The following is a 22,011-nucleotide window of genomic DNA, read 5'->3' as shown; positions in this document are numbered from 1 at the left end:
TCGGTCTGTATAGGGACGAGCCTCATTTGAAAGACTAGTATTTAATATCTAGGAGCTGGAGTTTAATTAATGGCAACTGTTAATCAGCTGGTACGAAAGCCTCGTAAAAAGGTTATCCAGAAAAGTAACGTACCTGCACTAGAAGCTTGCCCGCAGAAGCGTGGTGTTTGTACTCGTGTTTACACGACTACTCCGAAGAAACCTAATTCGGCATTACGTAAAGTTGCTCGTGTTCGTTTAACTAACGGCTACGAAGTAACTTCTTATATCGGCGGTGAAGGGCATAACTTGCAGGAACACAGTGTTGTAATGATTCGTGGCGGTCGTGTAAAAGATTTGCCGGGTGTTCGTTATCACTGTGTGCGTGGAACTTTGGATTTAGCCGGGGTTAAAGACCGCAAACAAGGTCGCTCAAAATATGGAGCGAAACGACCTAAGTAATTGCACGCATTACGCAAATAGGTTGAATATAAACACATACATTCCATTCTAACAATTTGTTCGAATGTGAGTAAGGCCGGGCCTTGAACTAACTGTCGATATGGTCCCGGGTTAACCTGAAGGAGCACATAAGATGCCAAGAAGACGCGTTATCGCTGCACGCGAAATCCTTCCTGATCCAAAATTTGGGTCACAATTATTAGCAAAGTTTATCAACATCGTCATGGTTGATGGTAAAAAATCTGTAGCCGAGAAAATCGTTTACGGTGCTTTGGATATAATTGCCGAGAAGAAAAGCACAGAAGCACTACCTGCATTTGAAGAAGGTCTGGACAAAATCCGTCCTTTAGTAGAAGTAAAATCTCGCCGAGTAGGTGGTTCAACCTACCAAGTACCGGTTGAAGTTCGCCCTGCGAGACAGACAGCTTTGGCTATGCGTTGGTTGGTCGAAGCCTCACGAAAGCGTGGTGAAAAGTCAATGAAAGAGCGACTAGCTCATGAATTGCTAGACGCTATGGAAAACCGTGGTTCTGCTGTTAAAAAGCGTGAAGATGTTCACCGTATGGCAGAGGCAAACAAAGCGTTTGCTCATTACCGTTGGTAAGAAAACTGTAATTAAGATAATGACAGTTTTAGAACGAGTTATTCTAATTTTCCTATTTTTTGAAGGGTACTCTCGTGGCGCGTAAAACTCCTATTGAACGCTATCGTAATATCGGAATTTGTGCTCACGTAGACGCAGGTAAAACGACTACTACGGAACGTGTTTTGTTTTATACTGGTCTTTCGCATAAGATCGGTGAAGTCCATGATGGCGCAGCCACCATGGACTGGATGGAACAAGAGCAAGAGCGTGGTATTACCATAACGTCTGCTGCTACTACTACATTTTGGAGTGGTATGGAGCAGCAGTATCCTGAGCACCGCATTAATATCATCGATACACCAGGGCACGTTGACTTTACTATCGAAGTTGAGCGTTCACTAAGGGTACTTGATGGTGCTGTCGTTGTCTTTTGTGGCTCATCTGGTGTAGAGCCACAGTCTGAGACAGTTTGGCGTCAAGCCGATAAGTATCACGTTCCTCGAATGGTTTTTGTAAATAAAATGGACCGTGCTGGAGCCGATTTCATGCGGGTCATAGACCAAATTAAGAATCGGCTCGGAGCTCGCCCTATTCCTGTTCAGTTACCAATTGGAGCTGAAGATGAATTTGAAGGTGTCGTCGATTTACTTAAAATGAAGGCTATATATTGGAATGAACAAGACAAGGGAATGACATTTCAATACAAAGACATTCCAGAAAACTTGAAAGCAGCTTGTGAAGAAGCACGAGGTGTAATGGTAGAGGCTGCAGCCGAAGCATCCGAAGAGCTAATGGACAAGTATCTCGAAGAAAGCGACTTGTCTGAAGAAGAAATAAAGACGGGGCTTCGAATTCAGACATTAGCTAATGAGTTAGTTGTAGCTATGTGTGGTTCGGCTTTCAAGAACAAGGGCGTTCAAGCCGTCCTTGATGGTGTGGTAGATTACATGCCTGCTCCTGTAGATGTACCTCCTATTAAAGGCGTACTTGAAGATGGAGAAACGTTGGAAGCGCGACCCGCGGATGATAAGGCTCCCTTTTCTGCTCTTGCGTTCAAGATTGCTACTGATCCATTCGTGGGAACTCTGACTTTCTTCCGAGTTTATTCCGGTACTCTGAAGTCTGGAGACCAAGTCTATAACTCTGTTAAAGAAAAGAAAGAGCGTATAGGCAGAATTGTTCAAATGCACTCTAACAGTCGAGAGGAAGTACAAGAAGTTTTGGCTGGAGATATAGCCGCAGGTATTGGCTTGAAAGATGTGACTACTGGAGAGACTTTGTGCGCTCTAGATCACAAGATTATTTTAGAGCGTATGGAGTTTCCTGAGCCTGTTATTTCTGTCGCTGTTGAGCCCAAAACTGTGGCAGATCAAGATAAGATGGCTATTGCACTGAGCAAACTTGCACAAGAGGATCCTTCGTTTCGGGTTGAAACAGATGAAGAGTCTGGACAAACCATTATTTCCGGTATGGGAGAATTACATCTCGATATTATCGTTGATCGTATGAAACGAGAATTTAATGTCGTAGCTAATATTGGCAAGCCACAAGTCGCCTACCGTGAGTGCTTACGGAAGGCTGTCGAGCAAGAAGGAAAGTTTGTTCGCCAGTCTGGAGGTAGAGGGCAATACGGTCACGTATGGTTGAAAATCGAGCCTCAAGAGCCAGGCTTTGGTTACGAGTTTGTAAATGAAATAGTCGGTGGTGTTGTTCCTAAAGACTATATTCCTGCAGTTGACAAGGGCATCCAAGAGCAAATGCAAAATGGTGTACTTGCTGGTTACCCTGTACTGGATGTCAAAGTAACTTTGTTCGACGGTTCATTTCATGATGTTGATTCGAATGAAATGGCTTTTAAAATTGCCGGCTCAATGGCCTTCCGGAACGGTGCTTTGAAAGCGAACCCTGCCTTACTTGAGCCTATGATGAAAGTCGAAGTTGTAACTCCTGAAGACTACATGGGAGATGTGATGGGGGACTTAAACCGTCGGCGTGGAATGGTCCAAGGCATGGATGATGGGGCTGGAGGCGTAAAAATTATTCGCGCAGAGGTTCCGCTGTCAGAAATGTTTGGTTATGCCACTGACCTGCGAAGCGCTACGCAGGGGAGAGCGAGTTACTCTATGGAATTTTTGAAATACTCAGAGGCGCCTTCAAATGTCGCTGAAACTGTTATTAATGGTTAAATTTACTCTTAAAAACACACACAGAGGTATATCTCATGTCTAAAGAAAAATTTGAACGTACGAAACCCCACGTCAATGTGGGAACCATTGGCCACGTTGACCATGGTAAAACAACTTTGACAGCGGCGATGTGTACCGTATTAGCAAAGAAGTTTGGTGGAGCAGCAAAAGATTTCGCAGAAATTGATAATGCACCAGAAGAGAAAGAGCGTGGTATCACAATCGCAACGTCTCACGTTGAGTACGAAACAGACATTCGTCACTACGCACACGTAGACTGCCCAGGTCACGCTGACTATGTTAAGAACATGATCACCGGTGCTGCTCAGATGGATGGAGCTATTTTGGTTGTATCTGCAGCTGATGGCCCAATGCCACAAACACGTGAGCACATCTTGTTATCTCGTCAGGTAGGTGTACCTCGTATTCTTGTTTTCTTAAACAAATGCGATATGGTAGACGACGAAGAGTTGCTAGAGTTAGTTGAAATGGAAGTTCGTGAGTTATTAGACGCTTATGAATTCCCAGGCGACGATACACCTGTTATTCAAGGTTCAGCGTTGAAAGCGTTGGAAGGTGATGAAGCTTACGAAGAGAAAATCGTTGAGTTAGCAAAAGCATTGGACGAGTACATTCCAGAGCCAGAGCGTGCGATTGACCAAGCTTTCCTTCTACCAATCGAAGATGTCTTTTCAATCTCAGGGCGTGGTACGGTTGTAACTGGTCGTGTTGAAAGCGGTATCGTTAAAGTTGGTGAAGAAATCGAAATCGTTGGTATGAAAGATACGACTAAGACCACGGTTACCGGTGTTGAAATGTTCCGTAAGTTATTGGACGAAGGTCGTGCGGGTGACAACGTTGGTGTTCTTCTACGTGGAACTAAGCGTGAAGAAGTAGAGCGTGGTCAAGTATTAGCACACGTTGGTACAATTACTCCACACACTAAGTTTGAGTCAGAAGTTTACGTCTTATCGAAAGACGAAGGTGGCCGTCATACTCCTTTCTTTAAAGGATATCGTCCACAGTTCTACTTCCGTACAACAGACGTAACTGGAGCGGTAGAGCTTCCAGAGGGTGTAGAGATGGTAATGCCAGGTGACAACATCAAAATGGTAGTTGAGCTAATTGCTCCTATTGCGATGGATGAAGGTTTACGTTTCGCTATCCGTGAAGGTGGCCGTACTGTTGGTGCCGGTGTTGTTGCTAAAATCCTTGATTAATTAGGTATTTTAGATTGAAAGGGCGCCTGTTGGCGCCTTTTTTTATTGCTCCAAGTTTATGTTTACAATGTGTAAACATTTCTGCCAATAATTCGTTTATTATCATTGACGTATTGAAACTTGTTTATAAGTTGCGGAGGAAAATCGATGAAGCCTTTTGGAGTTGTTTTAATTTTACTATTGTCTGTTTTGCTTGGTTGCTCAACTGTAAAAAAAACTAAGTCAGATGATATCTATAAAAAATATATTAAAGAACAAAAATTAGAAAAATCGGCTCGAATTACTGCATTTAGGTTCCATGGTTGGAATTCTTTAAATCGAGAATATTTGATCGTTTCTACCAGTTTTAACAAACCTTATTTACTTACGTTAAATACACCATGTAATGACCTTCCTTTTGCTCACCGTATTGTTATTGATAATGATGGTTCTTCGCTCGATGCCGGATTTGACTCAATTGTTGTTCCGGACTCGATTGCTGGCAAATGCCGAATAAAGTCGATATATAAGCTAACCAAGGAACAAGCTGATGAGTTGACAGCTTTAAAACCATGAGTGAATATTAGAGTTTCATTCGAATTTGAAAATCACTACTTTAATAATGAAACTCTATTATTGATTTATTTTGGCTCGCTTCTCTGAGCTGCTATTTTGTCGCGTTTGATTTTTTTTCTGTGCGCCAAAATAGAGGATGCTTCATTACCAATATGTTTTTCACCTCGTTTTTTGGCTAGTTGTATTTGCAACTCTCGTTGTGCGTACCGTTCTTTTTGTTCTGGAGTTGTTTTATCAAAACAATGGGGACAACTCACTCCTTTCTCATAAAGTTCGCTCTGTTTATCTTGAGTCGTTATTGGAAGCCGACAAGCGTGGCATTGATCATAACTTCCTCTTTCGAGATCATGATTTACAGTAACTCTATCATCAAATACAAAACAGTCTCCTTGCCATAAGGTTTTGTCTTTTGGAACTTCTTCCAAATATTTAAGGATTCCGCCTCTTAAATGATAAACCTCTTCAAAACCTTGCTCCTTTAAATAGGCTGTTGATTTCTCGCACCGAATTCCACCCGTACAAAACATAGCAACTTTTTTATGTTTTCCGGGATCTAAATGCTGCTTAACATAGTTAGGAAACTCGCGAAATGTTTCGGTATGAGGGTTTACTGCATTTTTGAATGTTCCAACTTCTACTTCATAATCATTACGTGTGTCGACTACTAAAACATCTGGAGCACTGATCAAGTCATTCCAATCTTTTGGATCGATATAAGTACCCACTGTTTTGTTGGGATCAATGTCTTCAACGCCCATCGTTACAATTTCTTTCTTTAACTTTACTTTGGTTCGTTTAAACGGTGATTCGTCGGTATAAGATTCTTTAAATTCAAGGGGATTTAAACGTGAGTCCTGCTGCAGCCATTTGATTAAACTGTCGATGTTCTTTCGTGAACCTGCAACAGTACCGTTGATACCTTCGTGAGCCAACAACAGAGTGCCCACGATATGATTTTCCATCATAAATTTGAATAATGGCTGACGGATAGATTCAAAGTCTTCAAGCTTTACAAACTTATAAAGCGCACAGACAACAAACTTAGGATTGTTGGTCATAATAGTCTCCTGCTTGCCGAATCGTAAATTCGGTGCTTTTGAGTAGGTTTGGCGATGCTCTTTATGAGCGGAAGCGTATTATAGTTGATTGAAAATTCATCGCAACTCTAAAGCAATTCAGTTAAATAAAATATATTGATTTGTCAGGCAACGCCTAGTAACAACAGCCAGAGTGGAATCGTAATCAATGACAAAAGAGTCGAAACTAAAATCGTGGAAGCAAGAATTGGTGAGTTGTCTGAATCGCTCGCTGCATACATAAAGACATTTATACCTACGGGGGAGGCTGACATAATCACTAAGATGATTAGGTATTTATTCTCTAGGTTAAAGAGATAGTGCGCACTTAATCCTATCAATAGGGGAAGGATAATCAATTTTAAAAGACTGACAGTAAAAATTGGAGTTAATGCCTCTGTCATTTTATATTTTGATAGCGTGCATCCGAGCACTATAAGTGCCGAGGGTAGTGCAGCTGCCTTTAATAACTCGATAGGTGTGATTATGAATTGGGGTAAAATGATAGATACATTTTTCAGCATTAAGCCCAGTATTAAACTAAGCACAATGGGACTGCGTGATGTTAGCCAGATACTTGCCGTTATTGAGCGATAAAGACTTGAGTTTTCTGGGGTTCGAAAGGAAGTGCAAAGACTTGTATAAGTGAATAACAACAAGCTATGAATGGAGACGATGAAAAAGCCTGGTAATAAAACGCTATCACCATAAAAAGTAACTAGAACGGGTATTCCAATTAATATATTGTTTGAAAATGTTGAAGCTAATGAAAATAATTCGGACTTTAAAGCTCGGTCTTTCCAGAAATAGTCAAAAATGCGATCGCTCAAAAAAAATAGCAGAGTTACTGGAAAATAAAATGCTGCGAGCAACTTGAGGCTCAGTTCTGATAAGTCGGCGCTTTGGTAAATACTCAAAAAAAGTAAACTGGGAATAAAAATCGTAAATGTAACTCGAGACAGTCCTGAAAGTCCTTGTTTAGAAATAATATTAAATTTTCCAAGGAAAAACCCTGTGGCGATGAGTATTAGCAGAGGTGTAATGGCGTTAATGATAGATAACATTACAGTGAGTCAATCTTTTCTTTTGGCAAAAAATAACCCCGTCAGTTTGCACTGACGGGGTTATTAAAACAACTTACAGAAAATTATTTTTTCTCGTTGCGCTCTTTTGCTTCAGCAATAACTTGCTCAGCAACGTTTGCTGGACATGGTGAGTATTTTTCGAACTCCATAGAGAACTGCCCTCGACCAGATGTCATTGTACGTAGGTGACCAATGTATCCGAACATTTCAGATAGCGGGACTTCACCTTTAATTCGAACGCCAGTTGGGCCCGCTTCTTGGCCTGCAATCATACCGCGACGACGGTTCAAATCACCAATGACATCACCAACGTGATCTTCTGGTGTGAACACATCCACTTTCATAATGGGTTCAAGAAGCTGTGCTCCTGCCTTCGGAATTGATTGGCGGAATGCGCCTTTGGCTGCAATCTCGAATGCAACTGCTGACGAGTCAACAGCGTGGTATGCACCATCAACCAATGTAACTTTAACATCGAGTACTGGGTAACCAGCTAGAACGCCTTCTCCCATCATACCCTTGAAGCCTTTTTCAATCGCAGGGAAGAATTCTTTAGGTACATTTCCACCAACAACGGTTGACTCAAACTCGAATCCAGCGCCTTGTTCATTTGGTTCGATAACATAATCGATCTTACCAAATTGGCCTGAACCACCAGATTGTTTCTTATGTGTGTAGCTATCTTCGACGCGTTGGGTGATGGTTTCTCTGTAAGCTACCTGAGGTTTTCCTACATCAAGCTCAACACCATAAGTACGCTTAAGGATATCGACTTTAATATCTAAGTGTAGCTCACCCATTCCTTTCAGAATGGTTTCACCTGAATCTTGGTCCGTTTCAACCTGAAATGATGGGTCTTCAGCAACCATTTTGCCAATAGCGATACCCATTTTTTCAGAAGCGCCTTTGTCACGAGGTGCTACAGCGATAGAGATTACTGGCTCAGGGAATACCATTGGCTCAAGCGTACATGGATGGTTTGGATCACATAATGTATGTCCAGTTTGAACGTTTTTCATGCCAATAACTGCGAGAATGTCGCCTGCTTGAGCGCTTTCTAATTCTGTACGTTCGTCGGCATGCATTTCAACCATACGGCCAATACGTTCTGTTTTACCCGTGAATGAATTTAACACGGTCATACCTTTTGTCATTTTACCTGAGTAAATACGTATAAAGGTCAGTGCGCCAAACCGGTCATCCATAATTTTGAATGCTAGGGCTCTTAATGGTTCATCAGCTGAGACAATTGCGTGCTCGCCGGTTTCGTTACCCTCTTCGTCAGTAAGAGGTTGAGGATCAACTTCCGTAGGAGAAGGAAGATAATCAACAACTGCATCTAACACGTTCTGGACACCTTTGTTCTTGAAAGCAGAACCACAAAATGTAGGGAAGAATGCAAGATCACGTGTTCCCTTACGAATACAGCGTTTGATGTCATCGATAGATGGTTCTTCACCTTCAAGGTATTTTTCCATGAGCTCATCATCTTGCTCAACTGCAGTTTCGATTAGCATTTCGCGATATTCTGCTGCCTTGTCAACCATATCTGCCGGAATATCTTTAACTTCGTAATTTTCAGGTAGACCTGAATCGTCCCAAACGTAAGCCTTTTGCTCTAAAAGATCGACAACACCTACGAAGTCATCTTCGATACCAATCGGTAAAGTCATTACTAATGGGGTAGCGCCTAGAACATCTTTAACTTGCTTTACTACTCGATAAAAGTCAGCGCCCATTCGGTCTAACTTATTCACAAATATGATTCGAGCGACTTCTGACTCGTTAGCATATCGCCAGTTTGTTTCTGATTGCGGTTCAACACCGCCAGAACCACAAAATACGCCAACACCACCATCAAGTACTTTCAAAGAACGGTAAACTTCGACTGTGAAGTCCACGTGTCCGGGAGTATCAATGATATTCAAGCGATGATCTTTCCAGAAACAAGTAGTTGCAGCTGATTGAATGGTAATACCACGCTCTGCTTCCTGCTCCATAAAGTCTGTTGTTGATTCGCCGTCGTGAACTTCGCCGGTTTTATGGATTTTTCCGGTAAGCTTCAAAATACGCTCTGTCGTGGTAGTTTTACCTGCGTCCACGTGAGCGAAAATGCCTATGTTTCTGTAGTGAGATAAATCAGCCATGTTTCTACTCTATGTCGTTGCAATTAATTAAAAATTATTGGTTTATTTGGGCGCTAAACGCGAAAGGCGCGCATTATACACTAGATAACAGTGAAGAGTTATAGCTTATTGAATAAATTTCGGTCAAAACTGAAAATATTTGAATATGAAGGGAGTTTCAACTCTGTTTTGCTGTAAGTGTTTTCTAGTAAAAAGAGATGAGCTAATTAATAGAGGGTAATTTAATAACTAGATATAAACCTTTAAAAACATAATAAAATGAAGGTTACCAAATTCGCTGTTGGCTATTGACTAAAATAAATCCATTTGGCTATTGCCATGTGGATTCTGTTTACATATAATTGCGCACCCTCATTAAAGAGGCAAGGAAGAAAGCCTGTTGCTATTAGATCTCAGGCTCGCAGCGATAGCTCGCTGCCGAAGGATAATCGAGTCTAATATGGGACTCGAAATGGTTAAAGTTGCCTTTTCCCAGTAGTAATAGTTGGGAGGGCGCTTTTTGACGTTTATAAATTGACTAATTGGAGTGTCTTTGCGATGGCAAAGCAGCGTATTCGAATTCGACTAAAAGCTTTCGACCACAAGTTGATTGACCAGTCTACTGCAGAAATCGTGAACACTGCGAAACGTACTGGTGCTCAGGTGTGTGGACCGATTCCACTACCGACTCGTAAAGAGCGTTATACCGTACTTATTTCTCCTCACGTAAACAAAGATGCACGTGACCAGTACGAAATTCGTACCCACAAGAGACTGGTAGATATCGTAGAACCAACTGATAAAACAGTTGACGCATTAATGAAGCTAGATTTAGCTGCAGGCGTTGACGTGCAGATCAGTTTGTCATAACTGAAAGCCGGATATAACTGACTTTTAAATAGTTATAACTGAAAGAATCATGACTAGAGATGTTGGAAGTGCCAACATCATTTAGAGGGCCGTAACATGACAATCGGAATCGTAGGCCGCAAATGCGGAATGACCCGAGTATTTACAGAAGATGGTGTATCCATTCCTGTAACTGTGATTGAAGTTGATGCCAATCGCATTACTCAGGTTAAAACACAAGAAACTGACGGATACTCAGCCGTTCAGGTGACTACGGGTAGTAAAAAAGCATCTCGAGTAAGTAAAGCATCTGCTGGCCACTTTAAGAAGGCCGGTGTTGAAGCTGGGCGTGGGCTTTGGGAGTTTCGCGTAGACTCAATCGAGGGTTTTGAACTCGGCGGAGAAGTTAAGTTAGATATCTTCGAAGCTGGACAGAAAGTAGATGTCACCGGAACGTCTAAAGGTAAAGGCTACGCAGGTACCATCAAGCGATGGAACTTTCGAGGCCAAGATGCGACTCACGGTAACTCAATTTCTCACCGTGTACCTGGATCTATTGGTCAAAACCAATCTCCAGGCCGTGTTTTTAAAGGCAAAAAAATGTCAGGACACATGGGTGCTGAGAGAGTTACTACACAAACACTAGAAGTTGTTCGAGTAGATGCTGAGCGCAACATTATTTTAATCAAAGGTGCCGTACCTGGTGCCACTGGCGGGGACGTAATAGTTCGTCCTGCAGTTAAGTTAGGCTAAGGGGAAGACGAATGGAAATTAATTTATCTGTTCCCGGGAATAACGCTAGCGGAGCCCTACAAGTTTCGGAAACTGCTTTCGGCCGTGAGTTTAATGAAGCCCTTGTTCATCAAGTTGTTGTTGCATATATGTCAGCAAGTCGAGCTGGAACTCGTGCGCAGAAAACTCGTAGTGAAGTAAGTGGCGGTGGAAAGAAACCATGGCGTCAAAAAGGTACTGGCCGAGCGCGTGCTGGTACAATCCGTAGTCCAATCTGGCGTGCGGGTGGTGTAACTTTTGCAGCCAAACCACAGGACTATTCGCAAAAAGTTAATAAGAAAATGTATCGTGGCGCAATGCAGGCAATTTTGTCTGAGTTGGTTCGTCAGGAACGTTTGATTGTTGTTGAGGATTTTGCAGTTTCTGCTCCAAAAACCAAAGAATTAGTTGGTAAGTTAAAAGAGTTCGAATTAAAAGACGTCTTAATTGTTACTGATAACGTCGACGAGAATCTTCACTTAGCATCACGAAACTTACACAAAGTTGATGTTCGTGATCCTCAAGGTGTAGATCCCGTTAGTCTGATCGCTTTTGACAAGGTGCTTATGACTGTTGCGGCAGTTAAGAAATTTGAGGAGATGCTGGGATGAATCAAGAACGATTAGCGAAAGTGCTTTTAGCACCTCACATTTCTGAAAAAGCGACGATCAATGCAGAAAACGGTCAGTTCGTTTTTAAGGTAGCGAAAGATGCGAACAAGCTTGAAATAAAAAAAGCTGTTGAAGCTATGTTCGAAGTAGAGGTCGAATCAGTTAAAACTCTAAATGTTAAAGGTAAGACTAAACGTGTTGGAGCAATGACTGGTCGTCGTAAGAATTGGAAAAAAGCCTACGTGTCACTGAAAGAAGGTCAGGACATCGACTTTGTAGGCGCCGAGTAAGCGAAGAGGTGAGAAACAATGGCTATAGAAAAAGCTAAACCAACTTCTGCAGGGCGTCGCTTTGTCGTTAAAGTGGTTAACCCTGATTTACATAAAGGTAAGCCACACGCTGCTCTTTTGGATAAGAAGAGTAAGAAAGGCGGAAGAAACAACAACGGTCGTATTACCGTTCGTCATATCGGCGGCGGTCATCGACAGCATTATCGTTTAGTTGATTTCAAAAGAAATAAAGATAATATTCCAGGCGTTGTTGAGCGCTTAGAGTATGATCCTAATCGCAGTGCTAATATTGCCCTCGTTTTATATAAAGATGGTGAGCGCAAATATATCATTGCTCCAAAAGACCTGCGTGCTGGTGATCAGATTATGTCTGGTGACCATGCGCCGATTAAAGCAGGTAACACTTTACCGATGCGAAACATTCCAGTGGGTACTGTTGTTCACTGTATCGAGATGAAGCCTGGAAAAGGTGCTCAAATTGCTCGTAGCGCAGGAACTTATGCTCAAATCATTGCTAGAGGAACTTCGTATGTAACTTTACGGTTACGTTCAGGAGAAACTCGTCGCGTGTTATCTGAATGTCGAGCAACTATCGGTGAAGTTGGTAACGCCGAACATATGCTGCGCTCACTGGGTAAAGCCGGTGCATCGCGATGGCGTGGAGTTCGTCCTACTGTTCGAGGCGTTGCTATGAACCCAGTCGACCATCCACACGGTGGTGGTGAGGGACGTACCTCAGGTGGCCGTCATCCCGTTTCTCCATGGGGTACGCCAACTAAGGGCAAGAAGACTCGTAGTAACAAACGTACCGACAGACTTATTGTCCGTCGTCGTAATAAGAAATAACAGAGGGTAGAACTGTGCCACGTTCACTAAAGAAAGGCCCATTTATCGACCTTCATTTAATGAAGAAGGTCGAAGCGGCTCTCGAAGCAAATAGCAAAAAACCAATTAAGACTTGGTCTCGTCGGTCTATGGTATCTCCTGAAATGGTTGGATTAACCATAGCTGTTCATAATGGTCGACAACATGTTCCTGTCTTTGTTACTGAAGATATGGTAGGTCATAAGTTGGGCGAATTTGCCCCAACTCGTACCTATAAAGGACATGTTGCAGATAAGTCATCTAAGCGATAAGCGGAGGTCAACATGGAAACTCAAGCTGTTTTAAGACATGCTCGTATCTCCGCACAAAAAGCGCGATTGGTTGCAGATCAAATTCGCGGCTTGCCGGTAGAAAGAGCTTTACAGTTGTTGCAGTTCAGCCCTAAAAAAGCAGCTGATTTAATGCGTAAAGTTCTGGAGTCAGCTATAGCTAATGCTGAGCACAATGACGGAGCTGATATTGACGAGTTGACAGTGTCAACTGTGTTTGTTGACGAAGGCCCAACACTTAAGCGAATAAAACCTCGTGCAAAAGGTAGAGCTGACCGCATATTTAAGCGTTCATGCCACATCACCGTTAAAGTCGCGGAAAAGTAGGAGATAGGTAATGGGTCAGAAAGTACATCCAACCGGTATCCGTTTAGGAATTGTGAAACAGCACAATGCTACTTGGTATGCTGAAAGAGGCGATTACGCCGATAACCTAGAGAGCGATATTGAGATTCGAAACTGGTTGAGCAAAGAGTTATCTCAAGCATCAGTATCTAGAGTAGAAATTGAGCGACCTGCTAAAGCATTACGTGTAACTATTCACACTGCACGACCAGGTATCGTTATTGGTAAGAAAGGTGAAGATATTGAGAAGCTTCGTAAGAAGTTATCTGATTTCACCGGGCTACCTACTCAAGTCAATATTGAACAAGTGAGAAAGCCTGAGTTAGACGGTCAACTGGTAGCTGATAGCGTAGCGCAACAACTTGAACGTCGAGTTATGTTTCGTCGAGCAATGAAGCGAGCTGTGCAAAATGCGATGCGTTTAGGTGCTGGTGGTATCAAAATACAAGTATCAGGTCGATTAGGTGGTGCTGAGATCGCTCGTACTGAGTGGTATCGAGAAGGTCGTGTACCATTGCATACTCTACGTGCTGATATTGATTATGCAACATCTGAAGCCAATACAACTTACGGTGTAATTGGTGTAAAAGTTTGGATTTTTAAGGGCGAAATTTTAGGTGGAGAAGAGCATCAGCAAGAAGAAGCTGATAAACCCGCACCTAAAAAGAAAGGCCCCCGAGCTAAGAAGAAGTAGGGGAAGCGACCATGTTATTACCAAAAAGAACGAAATTTAGAAAAGTTCAAAAAGGTCGTAACCGCGGTGTTGCGATTGCGGGCGGTAAAGTTAGTTTTGGTGAGTTTGGGTTAAAAGCTACAACTCGCGGTCGACTAACTTCACGTCAGATCGAAGCAGCACGTCGAGCAATGACTCGTCATATGAAACGTGCTGGTAAGGTTTATATTAGAGTATTTCCAGACAAACCAATTACTCAAAAGCCCTTAGAGGTTCGGATGGGTAAAGGTAAAGGTAGTGTGGAATATTGGGTAGCACAAATTCAACCCGGACGTGTTTTATACGAGGTTGAAGGCGTATCTGAAGAGTTGGCACGAGAAGCATTCGAGTTAGCGGCTGCTAAGTTGCCAGTGAGAACCACATTTGTAACTCGGACGGTAATGTGATGAACGCAAAAGATTTACGTGAAAAAAGCGTTGATGAGTTAAATACTGAGTTGGTTGCTCTTTCAAAAGAGCAATTTAACTTGCGGATGCAGCATGCAACTGGGCAGTTGGGTCAGACTCATCAACTGAAGCAAGTGCGTCGCAATATTGCGCGTATCAAGACTGTACTTAACCAGAAGGCAGATTCGTAATGAGCGAGCAAGCAACTGTAAAGCGCACTCTTACTGGTAAAGTAGTGAGTGACAAGATGGATAAGACCATCACTGTACTAATCGAGCGCTATGTAAAGCATCCTCTATATGGAAAGTTCATAAAGCGCTCAACTAAAGTACATGCTCATGACGAGAACAATGAGTGTAAGTCTGGAGACAGAGTAAGGGTTATCGAAAGTCGACCTCTTTCAAAGTCAAAGACTTGGCAGCTCGTTGAGATTGTCGAAAAAGCAAACTAATTAAACTGGTCACGGGCAATTCCTGTGACTTAATGAATATTTTAATGTATACTCCCGCGTCCCTTTGCCGGACTGTCGGGTTGAATGCGGAGATAACCGATGATCCAGATGCAATCTATGCTTGATGTGGCTGATAATAGTGGCGCTCGTCAAGTAATGTGTATAAAGGTCTTGGGAGGATCGCACCGACGTTATGCTAATATTGGTGACGTCATTAAGGTGAGCGTGAAAGAAGCGATTCCACGCGGAAAAGTTAAGAAAGGTGACATCGTAAATGCAGTTGTAGTTCGCACTCGCAAAGGTGTTCGCCGACCTGACGGTTCCATTATTCGCTTTGATGGAAACGCAGCGGTCCTTCTTAACAATAACCTGCAGCCGATTGGTACACGTATTTTTGGACCTGTCACTCGTGAATTACGAGGCGACAAGTTCATGAAAATAGTATCACTGGCTCCTGAAGTGCTATAAGGAGACTTGGGGCATGCGTAAGATCAAAACCGGTGATGAAGTAATTGTCATTGCAGGAAAGAGTAAAGGTCAGCGTGGCAAAGTAACCAAGGTATTAATTGACTCTGAAAAAGTAGTGGTCGATGGTGCAAACTTGGTTAAGAAACATCAGCGAGCTAATCCTCAGGCTGGCGTTGAAGGTGGCATTATTGAGAAGGAAGCTCCGCTTCACATTTCAAATGTTGCGATTTTTAATGCCTCTACGGGCAAAGCTGATCGCGTTGGTATCAAATCATTAGAAGATGGCACTAAAGTTCGTGTCTTTAAGTCTTCTGGTGATCAAATTGATATTTAATTTTAATTGGTGAATTTAAGATGGCGAAACTGCACGACTTATATAAAGACAATGTAGTCAAAGAGCTTCAAGAGAAGTTTGACTACAAATCCGTCATGCAAGTCCCACGCATTACGAAGATCACATTAAACATGGGTCTGGGTGAAGCGGTTGGTGACAAAAAAGTTATCGAACATGCAATGAGTGATATGACCGCAATCTCAGGCCAGAAGCCGGTTGTAACTAAAGCTCGTAAGTCAGTAGCGGGTTTTAAAATTCGCGAAGGCTATCCTATTGGATGTAAAGTAACTTTACGTGGCGAGAAAATGTGGGAATTTTTCGAAAGATTAATTTCTATTGCTATTCCTCGGATTCGAGACTTTAGGGGATTAAGTCCTAAGTCATTTGATGGTCGCGGAAATTATTCTCTAGGAATTAAAGAGCAAATCGTTTTTCCTGAAATCGACTACGATAAGGTCGATAAGGTACGTGGTCTAGATATTACGATCACAACTACTGCAGACTCAAACGAAGAAGCTCGAGCGTTATTAGACGCCTTTAACTTCCCAATCAAAAGTTAAGGAATGAGGTTATGGCTAAAGTTGCAATGATAGAGCGCGAAAAAAAGCGAGCTCGTACTGTAGCGAAGTATGAAAAGAAACGCGCAGAGTTAAAAGAGATTATAAGAGATCCCAAGACAAGCGATGATGAGAAGTGGGAAGCACAGCTTAAGCTTCAAAAGCTTCCTCGCAATGCGAGTCCTGTTCGAAAACATAATCGTTGTCGAGTTACTGGTCGTCCTCATGGCTATTTACGAAAGTTTGGCTTATGCCGAAATAAATTACGTGAGCATGCTATGAAAGGTGACGTTCCTGGTTTAGTGAAAGCTAGCTGGTAATTCTTGGGAGAATCGTCATGAGTTTACAAGATCCAATAGCCGATTTATTGACCAGGATACGAAATGGTCAAATGGCAGGCAAAAAAATAGTTTCAATGCCTTGTTCTAATCAGAAAGTAAACGTTTGTAACGTTCTGAAAGAAGAAGGCTTTATTAGTGATTACTCCGTTGCAGACGAAGATAACAATAAGCGTACTTTGTCGATAGTGCTTAAATACTATGAAGGCAAGCCGGTTATTGATGAAATAAAGCGAGTTAGTCGCCCAGGTTTACGCATATATAAGAAGGTTGATGAATTACCTAAGGTCCTCGATGGTCTTGGTATTGCGATCGTCTCGACTTCTAAAGGCGTAATGACAGACAAAGCTGCACGTGCTGCCGGTTTCGGTGGTGAAGTGATTTGCACCGTAAGTTAAGGAGTTGAATCATGTCTCGAGTAGCGAATAATCCAGTTTCTATACCTTCAGGCGTGACTGTTACCTTGAATGGTCAGGATATTATCGTCAAGGGAAGTAAAGGCGAGCTTAAAAGAACTGTGCACGAAGCAGTAGAAATAAAGCAGGATGAAAATGTTCTGACTTTTGCACCTAAAGAGGGTGTTGCTGATGCGAGGGCTTTCGCCGGAACAATGCGAGCACTTATTAACAACATGGTTGTCGGTGTTAGTGATGGGTTCGAGAAAAAGTTGCAGTTAGTTGGTGTCGGATATAGAGCGCAAGCAAAAGGTAAGACGTTAAGTTTAACTCTAGGCTTTTCTCATCCTGTTGAGTACAGCGTTCCTGAAGGCATAACTGTAGAAACACCATCAAATACAGATGTTGTTGTGAAAGGAGCCGACAAGCAATTGGTTGGTCAAGTTGCGGCCAATATTCGAGCGTATCGCCCGCCAGAGCCGTATAAAGGTAAAGGTGTGCGTTATGTGGATGAATATATCCGTCGTAAAGAAGCTAAGAAGAAATAGGGCGTCATCATGAGTAAGAAGCAAGCAAGAATTCGTCGCGCCGCTTCTGGGCGCTATCATATGAAGGAACTAGGTGTAAATCGATTGGTTGTTAATAGAACACCAAAACATATTTATGCACAAGTTATTTCATCTGAAGACGGTCGCGTATTGGCAGCTGCATCATCTGTAGAAAAAGCTGTTAAAAGCGAGTTGAAGAGTACCGGAAATTTAGATGCTGCAAAAAAAGTTGGTAATCTGGTAGCTGAAAGAGCTGTAGATGCAGGCGTTTCAAATGTAGCGTTTGATCGTTCTGGTTTTAAATATCATGGTCGAGTTAAAGCATTGGCGGATGCGGCTCGAGAGAAAGGTCTCAAGTTTTAAGGGTTGAATGATGGCTAGACAAGAAGTGAACAGCACCGAAGGTCTGGTGGAGAAATTAGTCAACGTTAACCGTGTCGCCAAAGTGGTTAAGGGTGGTCGAATTTTTTCTTTCACCGCTTTAACAGTTGTCGGCGATGGTAAAGGTAAGGTTGGCTTTGGTCGCGGAAAAGCACGCGAAGTTCCAGCAGCAATTCAGAAAGCGATGGAGCAAGCTCGTCGCAATATGATTCAAGTAGAGCTCAAAGATGGTCATACATTGCAGCATCCAATTAATGCTGCGCATGGCGCATCAAAAGTTTTTATGCAGCCTGCTTCAGAAGGTACGGGTATCATTGCGGGTGGTGCAATGCGCGCCGTATTCGAAGTACTTGGTATCCAAAACGTTTTGGCAAAGAGTAATGGTTCAACCAATCCTATTAATATCGTTCGAGCGACGATAAAAGGATTGGCTGATATGTCTACTCCTGAATCAGTAGCCGCGAAGCGTGGCAAATCTGTTGAAGATATTTTGGAGTAACATTATGGCTAATAAGACTTTTAAAGTTACGCAAATACGTTCTAGCATTGGCCGACTAAAAGCTCACAAAGCTTGCTTGTCAGGACTAGGATTACGCAAGATAGGGCATACAGTTGAAGTGGCTGATACCCCTGAGAACCGTGGTATGGCTAATAAGGTCTACTACATGGTAAGCGTGGAGGACTAAAATGAGACTTAATTCGTTGAGCCCCGCTGAAGGGGCCAAAAAGGCTCGCAAGCGTGTTGGTAGAGGAATTGGTAGCACTCTCGGCAAGACCGCAGGTCGTGGACATAAAGGCTTGAAGTCTCGGTCTGGGGGAAAAGTTGCAGTTGGTTTTGAAGGCGGTCAAATGCCTTTAAAGCAACGGTTACCAAAGTTTGGTTTCAAATCTCGTAAATCTCTTTCCACAGCTGAGGTTCGGTTAAGTGAACTGAATAAAGTTGACGGTGAGAATGTTGATTTATTGAGCCTTAAATCTGCTGGTTTGATAAATAACAGAATCGATTCTGTGAAGATTATGCTTTCAGGTGAAATAAAAAAAGCCGTAACTATTGCTACAGGCATTAGAGTTTCAAAAGGTGCAAAAGAAGCAATCGAAGCGGCCGGCGGTAAGGTGGAAGGCTAATGGCTAAAACACCTGCTTCACAAGTGAGTAGCGGAATGTCCGAGTTAAAACAACGATTGTTGTTTTTACTCGGCGCTCTGATCGTATTCAGAATTGGTTCGTTCGTTCCTGTACCTGGTATAAACGCGACTGTGTTGCAACAAATGCTCGAACAGCAGTCTGGAAACTTATTATTAATGTTTAATATGTTTTCAGGTGGAGCGCTGGAGAGAGCTAGTGTTTTTGCTCTAGGTATAATGCCCTATATTTCTGCATCAATTATCATTCAAATTATGGGATTTGTGGATGATAGATTGAAGCAGCTAAAAAAAGAAGGCGAGTCAGGACGACGAAAGTTGAATCAGTACACTCGTTATCTGACACTTGTTTTAGCAACTATTCAAGCAGTTGGAATTTCCTTGAACCTTCCAAACATGCTTCCCGGTATAGTACCAAACCCGGGATTTCCGTTTTATTTTGGCGCTGTAGTTTCTCTCGTAACTGGCACTATGTTTTTGATGTGGCTTGGAGAACAAATCAATGAGCGGGGTATTGGTAACGGTATTTCGATGCTCATATTTGCCGGCATTGTCGCTGGATTACCAAGTGCCATTGGTTCGACGGTAGAACAGGCGCGCCAGGGCGAGTTACATTCGATCGCATTAATGGCGATAGGAGCTTTAGTCATTTTGGTGACTTTCTTCGTTGTTTGGGTTGAGCGTGGACAGCGTAGAATTGTTGTTAATTATGCCAAGAGGCAGCAAGGTAGAAAAGTTTTCGCAGCGCAAAGTAGTCATTTGCCATTAAAAGTAAATATGGCAGGTGTGATACCGGCAATTTTTGCAACTGCGATAATAATGTTCCCGGGCTCAATTCTTCAATGGGTAGGTCAAGGTAATGAAAATTTAGGTTGGTTGCGAGACATCACCGTGCAACTTCAGCCTGGAAATCCTTTATATATAATTCTTTATGCAATCGGAATAATTTTCTTTTGCTTTTTTTATACTGCGTTAACGATGAATCCTCGTGATACCGCGGATAATTTAAAGAAATCTGGGGCGTTTATTCCGGGTATAAGACCCGGTGAGCAAACCTCCAAATATATCGACAAAGTCATGACGCGGCTAACTCTGGTCGGTGCACTATATGTAACTCTTGTTTGCTTATTGCCAGAGTTTTTGATTTTGTTTACCCAGGTGCCTTTTTACTTTGGTGGTACTTCACTATTGATTATAGTAGTTGTTGTTATGGACTTTATGAGTCAGGTTCAAAGCCATCTTATGTCCCGCAATTACGAGTCAGTTTTGAAGAAGGCTAATTTTAAAAATTATGGCGCTGCAGGCCAAATTCGTTGATCGATTTTGAAAAGCAGCGATCGAGTTTTGGAGTAGGTTATGAAAGTTCGTGCTTCGGTAAAGAAGATTTGCCGCAATTGCAAAGTTATTCGTCGCAATGGCAGTGTTCGAGTAATCTGTGAAGACCCACGACACAAGCAGCGTCAGGGTTAGATTAGTATTTACCGTAAATAGGTTGAAGTTTATTCGTTTTATGGCTATCCTATTGCGCCTTTTTGGCTAGGTTAGCCGAAACAATTTAGTGGAGTTTGATTAAATGGCCCGTATAGCTGGCATTAACATACCTGTACATAAGCATGCTGAAGTCGCTTTAACCGCGATTTACGGTGTCGGCCGCCCTCGCGCTTTAGATATATGTGAAGCAGCGGGAATCGAGCCTAGTGTTAAAATTAAAGATCTTGACGAAGGTCAGATCGAAAAACTTCGAACAGAAGTCGCTAAGTTTACAGTCGAAGGTGACCTCCGTAGAGAAGTTAGTATGAACATAAAGCGTTTGATGGATCTTGGTTGTTTCCGAGGCATTCGTCATCGTAGAGGTTTGCCTGTGCGTGGACAGCGTACAAAAACCAATGCTCGTACTCGTAAAGGCCCTCGAAAGCCTATTAAGAACTAACACTAGGATTTGAATTATGGCAAAGACACCGACTAAAACCCGTAAAAAGGTTAAAAAGCATGTTGTTGATGGCATGGCTCACATCCATGCCTCATTTAATAACACCATAGTTACCGTTACAGACCGTCAGGGAAATGCTCTAGCTTGGGCAACCGCTGGTGGATCAGGTTTCCGTGGTTCACGTAAAAGCACACCGTTTGCTGCTCAAGTAGCTGCCGATCGTGTTGCAACCATGGTTAAAGACATGGGGATGAAAAATCTTGAAGTTTTCGTAAAAGGTCCTGGGCCGGGTAGAGAATCTGCTGTCCGAGCGTTTGGAGCTGCGGGCTTTAAAATTACGAACATCACCGATGTAACACCAATACCACACAATGGTTGCCGTCCGCCTAAAAAGCGACGTGTGTAGATAACGGAGACGAAAAATGGCTAAGTATCGTGGTCCTAAGTTAAAGCTTGCACGTCGCGAAGGCACAGATTTGATGCTGAAAAGTGGCGTAAGAGCGATAGAAAGTAAATGTAAGATTGATCAGACACCGGGTCAGCATGGTTCTAAGAGACCAAGATTATCTGACTACGGGGTCCAGTTACGAGAGAAGCAAAAAGTACGACGCATGTACGGTGTGTTGGAGAAGCAATTCCGTAACTACTATAAAGAAGCTGCGAGGTTAACTGGCGCAACCGGTGAAAACTTATTACAGTTGTTAGAGTCGCGCTTGGATAATGTTGTTTATAGAATGGGATTTGGTGCGACTCGCGCTGAAGCTCGTCAGCTTGTTAATCATAAATCTTTGATGGTTAACGGTGTAGTGGTTAACATTCCGTCCTATCAGGTTAAGCCCGAAGACGTTATCACGATTCGTGAAAAGTCGAAAGGTCAGGCACGAATTAAAGCGGCATTAGAACTTGCTGCTCAGCGTGACAAGCCAACATGGGTTGAAGTTGATGAGAAGAAGATGGAAGGAACTTTTAAAAGCGTTCCTGAAAGAAGTGATCTGCCTTCTGAAATCAATGAAAACTTAATTGTGGAGCTCTACTCCAAGTAAAGCCTAATTC

The 22,011-nt window shown here is 42.6% G+C and carries 34 protein-coding genes; 31 read left to right on the top strand and 3 right to left on the bottom strand.

The genetic code is table 11. The features are described from left to right. Positions 1-69 precede the first annotated feature (69 nt). From rpsL to FAX86_RS13835, 5 genes are all read left to right on the top strand, one after another. On the top strand, positions 70-441 hold the full coding sequence (gene rpsL, locus FAX86_RS13855; protein ID WP_144394007.1) for a 30S ribosomal protein S12: 372 nt from the start codon (positions 70-72) through the stop codon (positions 439-441). A gap of 133 nt (positions 442-574) precedes the next feature. Then, the gene (gene rpsG / locus FAX86_RS13850) at positions 575-1,045 is read left to right on the top strand and encodes a 30S ribosomal protein S7 (protein WP_144394006.1); all 471 of its coding nucleotides are present in this window, start codon (positions 575-577) and stop codon (positions 1,043-1,045) included. A gap of 74 nt (positions 1,046-1,119) precedes the next feature. Then, positions 1,120-3,213, top strand: coding sequence for an elongation factor G (gene fusA, locus FAX86_RS13845; RefSeq protein WP_144394005.1), 2,094 nt, complete (start codon positions 1,120-1,122; stop codon positions 3,211-3,213). 35 nt (positions 3,214-3,248) lie between these two features. Beyond that, positions 3,249-4,433, top strand: a complete 1,185-nt coding sequence (gene tuf / locus FAX86_RS13840) for an elongation factor Tu (RefSeq protein WP_144394004.1) — start codon at positions 3,249-3,251, stop codon at positions 4,431-4,433. Positions 4,434-4,580: 147 nt separating this feature from the next. Then, positions 4,581-4,988 (top strand): DUF6491 family protein, encoded by a 408-nt coding sequence (locus tag FAX86_RS13835; protein ID WP_144394003.1) that lies wholly within the window; start codon positions 4,581-4,583, stop codon positions 4,986-4,988. A 65-nt stretch (positions 4,989-5,053) separates the two neighbouring features. On the opposite strand, the gene trhO is transcribed toward FAX86_RS13835, so the two are convergent. The 3 genes from trhO to fusA (FAX86_RS13820) form a co-directional block, all read right to left on the bottom strand. Then, positions 5,054-6,046, bottom strand: coding sequence for an oxygen-dependent tRNA uridine(34) hydroxylase TrhO (trhO, locus tag FAX86_RS13830; protein WP_144394002.1), 993 nt, complete (start codon positions 6,044-6,046; stop codon positions 5,054-5,056). Between the two features lie 143 nt (positions 6,047-6,189). Then, positions 6,190-7,128 (bottom strand): AEC family transporter, encoded by a 939-nt coding sequence (locus FAX86_RS13825; RefSeq protein ID WP_144394001.1) that lies wholly within the window; start codon positions 7,126-7,128, stop codon positions 6,190-6,192. 83 nt (positions 7,129-7,211) lie between these two features. Next, positions 7,212-9,296 (bottom strand): elongation factor G, encoded by a 2,085-nt coding sequence (gene fusA, locus FAX86_RS13820; protein ID WP_144394000.1) that lies wholly within the window; start codon positions 9,294-9,296, stop codon positions 7,212-7,214. A gap of 537 nt (positions 9,297-9,833) precedes the next feature. Here fusA (FAX86_RS13820) and rpsJ point away from each other — a divergent pair. The 26 genes from rpsJ (at position 9,834) to rpsD (ending at position 22,001) form a co-directional block, all read left to right on the top strand. After that, positions 9,834-10,145: a 30S ribosomal protein S10 gene (rpsJ, locus tag FAX86_RS13815; protein ID WP_144393999.1), complete on the top strand. Its 312-nt coding sequence runs from the start codon at positions 9,834-9,836 to the stop codon at positions 10,143-10,145. Between the two features lie 96 nt (positions 10,146-10,241). Beyond that, entirely contained in the window at positions 10,242-10,877 is a 636-nt protein-coding gene (rplC, locus tag FAX86_RS13810) for a 50S ribosomal protein L3 (protein ID WP_144393998.1), read from the top strand. Positions 10,878-10,888: 11 nt separating this feature from the next. After that, a complete protein-coding gene (rplD, locus tag FAX86_RS13805) occupies positions 10,889-11,506 on the top strand; it encodes a 50S ribosomal protein L4 (protein WP_144393997.1) in 618 nt (205 codons plus the stop codon). Then, entirely contained in the window at positions 11,503-11,796 is a 294-nt protein-coding gene (gene rplW, locus FAX86_RS13800; RefSeq protein ID WP_144393996.1) for a 50S ribosomal protein L23, read from the top strand. The genes rplD and rplW overlap by 4 nt, the downstream gene beginning before the upstream one ends. A gap of 18 nt (positions 11,797-11,814) precedes the next feature. Further along, positions 11,815-12,642, top strand: coding sequence for a 50S ribosomal protein L2 (rplB, locus tag FAX86_RS13795; RefSeq protein ID WP_144393995.1), 828 nt, complete (start codon positions 11,815-11,817; stop codon positions 12,640-12,642). A gap of 14 nt (positions 12,643-12,656) precedes the next feature. Continuing rightward, a complete protein-coding gene (gene rpsS, locus FAX86_RS13790; protein WP_144393994.1) occupies positions 12,657-12,932 on the top strand; it encodes a 30S ribosomal protein S19 in 276 nt (91 codons plus the stop codon). Positions 12,933-12,944: 12 nt separating this feature from the next. Beyond that, positions 12,945-13,277, top strand: a complete 333-nt coding sequence (rplV, locus tag FAX86_RS13785) for a 50S ribosomal protein L22 (protein ID WP_144393993.1) — start codon at positions 12,945-12,947, stop codon at positions 13,275-13,277. A gap of 10 nt (positions 13,278-13,287) precedes the next feature. Beyond that, a complete protein-coding gene (gene rpsC / locus FAX86_RS13780; RefSeq protein WP_144393992.1) occupies positions 13,288-13,989 on the top strand; it encodes a 30S ribosomal protein S3 in 702 nt (233 codons plus the stop codon). An 11-nt stretch (positions 13,990-14,000) separates the two neighbouring features. After that, the gene (gene rplP / locus FAX86_RS13775; RefSeq protein ID WP_144393991.1) at positions 14,001-14,414 is read left to right on the top strand and encodes a 50S ribosomal protein L16; all 414 of its coding nucleotides are present in this window, start codon (positions 14,001-14,003) and stop codon (positions 14,412-14,414) included. Next, positions 14,414-14,605 carry a 50S ribosomal protein L29 gene (gene rpmC, locus FAX86_RS13770; protein ID WP_144394050.1) on the top strand — a complete coding sequence of 64 codons (192 nt, stop codon included), beginning with the start codon at positions 14,414-14,416 and terminating at the stop codon, positions 14,603-14,605. Before rplP ends, rpmC begins: the two co-directional genes overlap by 1 nt. Further along, complete coding sequence (gene rpsQ, locus FAX86_RS13765) at positions 14,605-14,865, top strand: 30S ribosomal protein S17 (protein ID WP_144393990.1); 261 nt, start codon at positions 14,605-14,607, stop codon at positions 14,863-14,865. The genes rpmC and rpsQ overlap by 1 nt, the downstream gene beginning before the upstream one ends. Positions 14,866-14,964: 99 nt before the next feature. Next, positions 14,965-15,333 (top strand): 50S ribosomal protein L14, encoded by a 369-nt coding sequence (gene rplN, locus FAX86_RS13760; RefSeq protein ID WP_144393989.1) that lies wholly within the window; start codon positions 14,965-14,967, stop codon positions 15,331-15,333. 13 nt (positions 15,334-15,346) lie between these two features. After that, positions 15,347-15,667: a 50S ribosomal protein L24 gene (gene rplX, locus FAX86_RS13755; RefSeq protein WP_144393988.1), complete on the top strand. Its 321-nt coding sequence runs from the start codon at positions 15,347-15,349 to the stop codon at positions 15,665-15,667. Positions 15,668-15,687: 20 nt separating this feature from the next. Beyond that, positions 15,688-16,227: a 50S ribosomal protein L5 gene (gene rplE / locus FAX86_RS13750; protein ID WP_144393987.1), complete on the top strand. Its 540-nt coding sequence runs from the start codon at positions 15,688-15,690 to the stop codon at positions 16,225-16,227. Positions 16,228-16,238: 11 nt separating this feature from the next. Further along, positions 16,239-16,544, top strand: a complete 306-nt coding sequence (gene rpsN / locus FAX86_RS13745; protein ID WP_144393986.1) for a 30S ribosomal protein S14 — start codon at positions 16,239-16,241, stop codon at positions 16,542-16,544. A gap of 17 nt (positions 16,545-16,561) precedes the next feature. Continuing rightward, positions 16,562-16,960, top strand: coding sequence for a 30S ribosomal protein S8 (gene rpsH, locus FAX86_RS13740; protein WP_144393985.1), 399 nt, complete (start codon positions 16,562-16,564; stop codon positions 16,958-16,960). A gap of 11 nt (positions 16,961-16,971) precedes the next feature. Continuing rightward, positions 16,972-17,505, top strand: a complete 534-nt coding sequence (gene rplF, locus FAX86_RS13735; RefSeq protein ID WP_144393984.1) for a 50S ribosomal protein L6 — start codon at positions 16,972-16,974, stop codon at positions 17,503-17,505. A 6-nt stretch (positions 17,506-17,511) separates the two neighbouring features. After that, complete coding sequence (gene rplR, locus FAX86_RS13730; protein ID WP_425467784.1) at positions 17,512-17,868, top strand: 50S ribosomal protein L18; 357 nt, start codon at positions 17,512-17,514, stop codon at positions 17,866-17,868. 7 nt (positions 17,869-17,875) lie between these two features. Beyond that, positions 17,876-18,385, top strand: coding sequence for a 30S ribosomal protein S5 (gene rpsE / locus FAX86_RS13725; protein WP_205859200.1), 510 nt, complete (start codon positions 17,876-17,878; stop codon positions 18,383-18,385). Between the two features lie 4 nt (positions 18,386-18,389). Then, complete coding sequence (gene rpmD / locus FAX86_RS13720; RefSeq protein WP_144393981.1) at positions 18,390-18,572, top strand: 50S ribosomal protein L30; 183 nt, start codon at positions 18,390-18,392, stop codon at positions 18,570-18,572. Position 18,573: 1 nt separating this feature from the next. Continuing rightward, positions 18,574-19,011, top strand: a complete 438-nt coding sequence (gene rplO, locus FAX86_RS13715) for a 50S ribosomal protein L15 (protein WP_144393980.1) — start codon at positions 18,574-18,576, stop codon at positions 19,009-19,011. After that, positions 19,011-20,345 (top strand): preprotein translocase subunit SecY, encoded by a 1,335-nt coding sequence (gene secY, locus FAX86_RS13710; protein ID WP_144393979.1) that lies wholly within the window; start codon positions 19,011-19,013, stop codon positions 20,343-20,345. Before rplO ends, secY begins: the two co-directional genes overlap by 1 nt. A 39-nt stretch (positions 20,346-20,384) precedes the next feature. Next, positions 20,385-20,498, top strand: coding sequence for a 50S ribosomal protein L36 (gene rpmJ / locus FAX86_RS13705; protein WP_144393978.1), 114 nt, complete (start codon positions 20,385-20,387; stop codon positions 20,496-20,498). A 103-nt stretch (positions 20,499-20,601) separates the two neighbouring features. Continuing rightward, a complete protein-coding gene (gene rpsM, locus FAX86_RS13700; RefSeq protein ID WP_144393977.1) occupies positions 20,602-20,958 on the top strand; it encodes a 30S ribosomal protein S13 in 357 nt (118 codons plus the stop codon). Between the two features lie 16 nt (positions 20,959-20,974). After that, complete coding sequence (gene rpsK, locus FAX86_RS13695; protein ID WP_144393976.1) at positions 20,975-21,364, top strand: 30S ribosomal protein S11; 390 nt, start codon at positions 20,975-20,977, stop codon at positions 21,362-21,364. A 16-nt stretch (positions 21,365-21,380) separates the two neighbouring features. Further along, positions 21,381-22,001, top strand: a complete 621-nt coding sequence (rpsD, locus tag FAX86_RS13690; protein WP_144393975.1) for a 30S ribosomal protein S4 — start codon at positions 21,381-21,383, stop codon at positions 21,999-22,001. Positions 22,002-22,011 lie beyond the last annotated feature (10 nt).

Origin of the sequence: Pleionea sediminis (genome assembly GCF_007570825.1) — a bacterium.
GTDB classification, from domain to species: Bacteria; Pseudomonadota; Gammaproteobacteria; order Enterobacterales; family Kangiellaceae; genus Pleionea; species Pleionea sediminis.
Note: the sequence above shows the minus strand (reverse complement) of the source record. Positions and strands in the feature narration are given on the sequence as shown.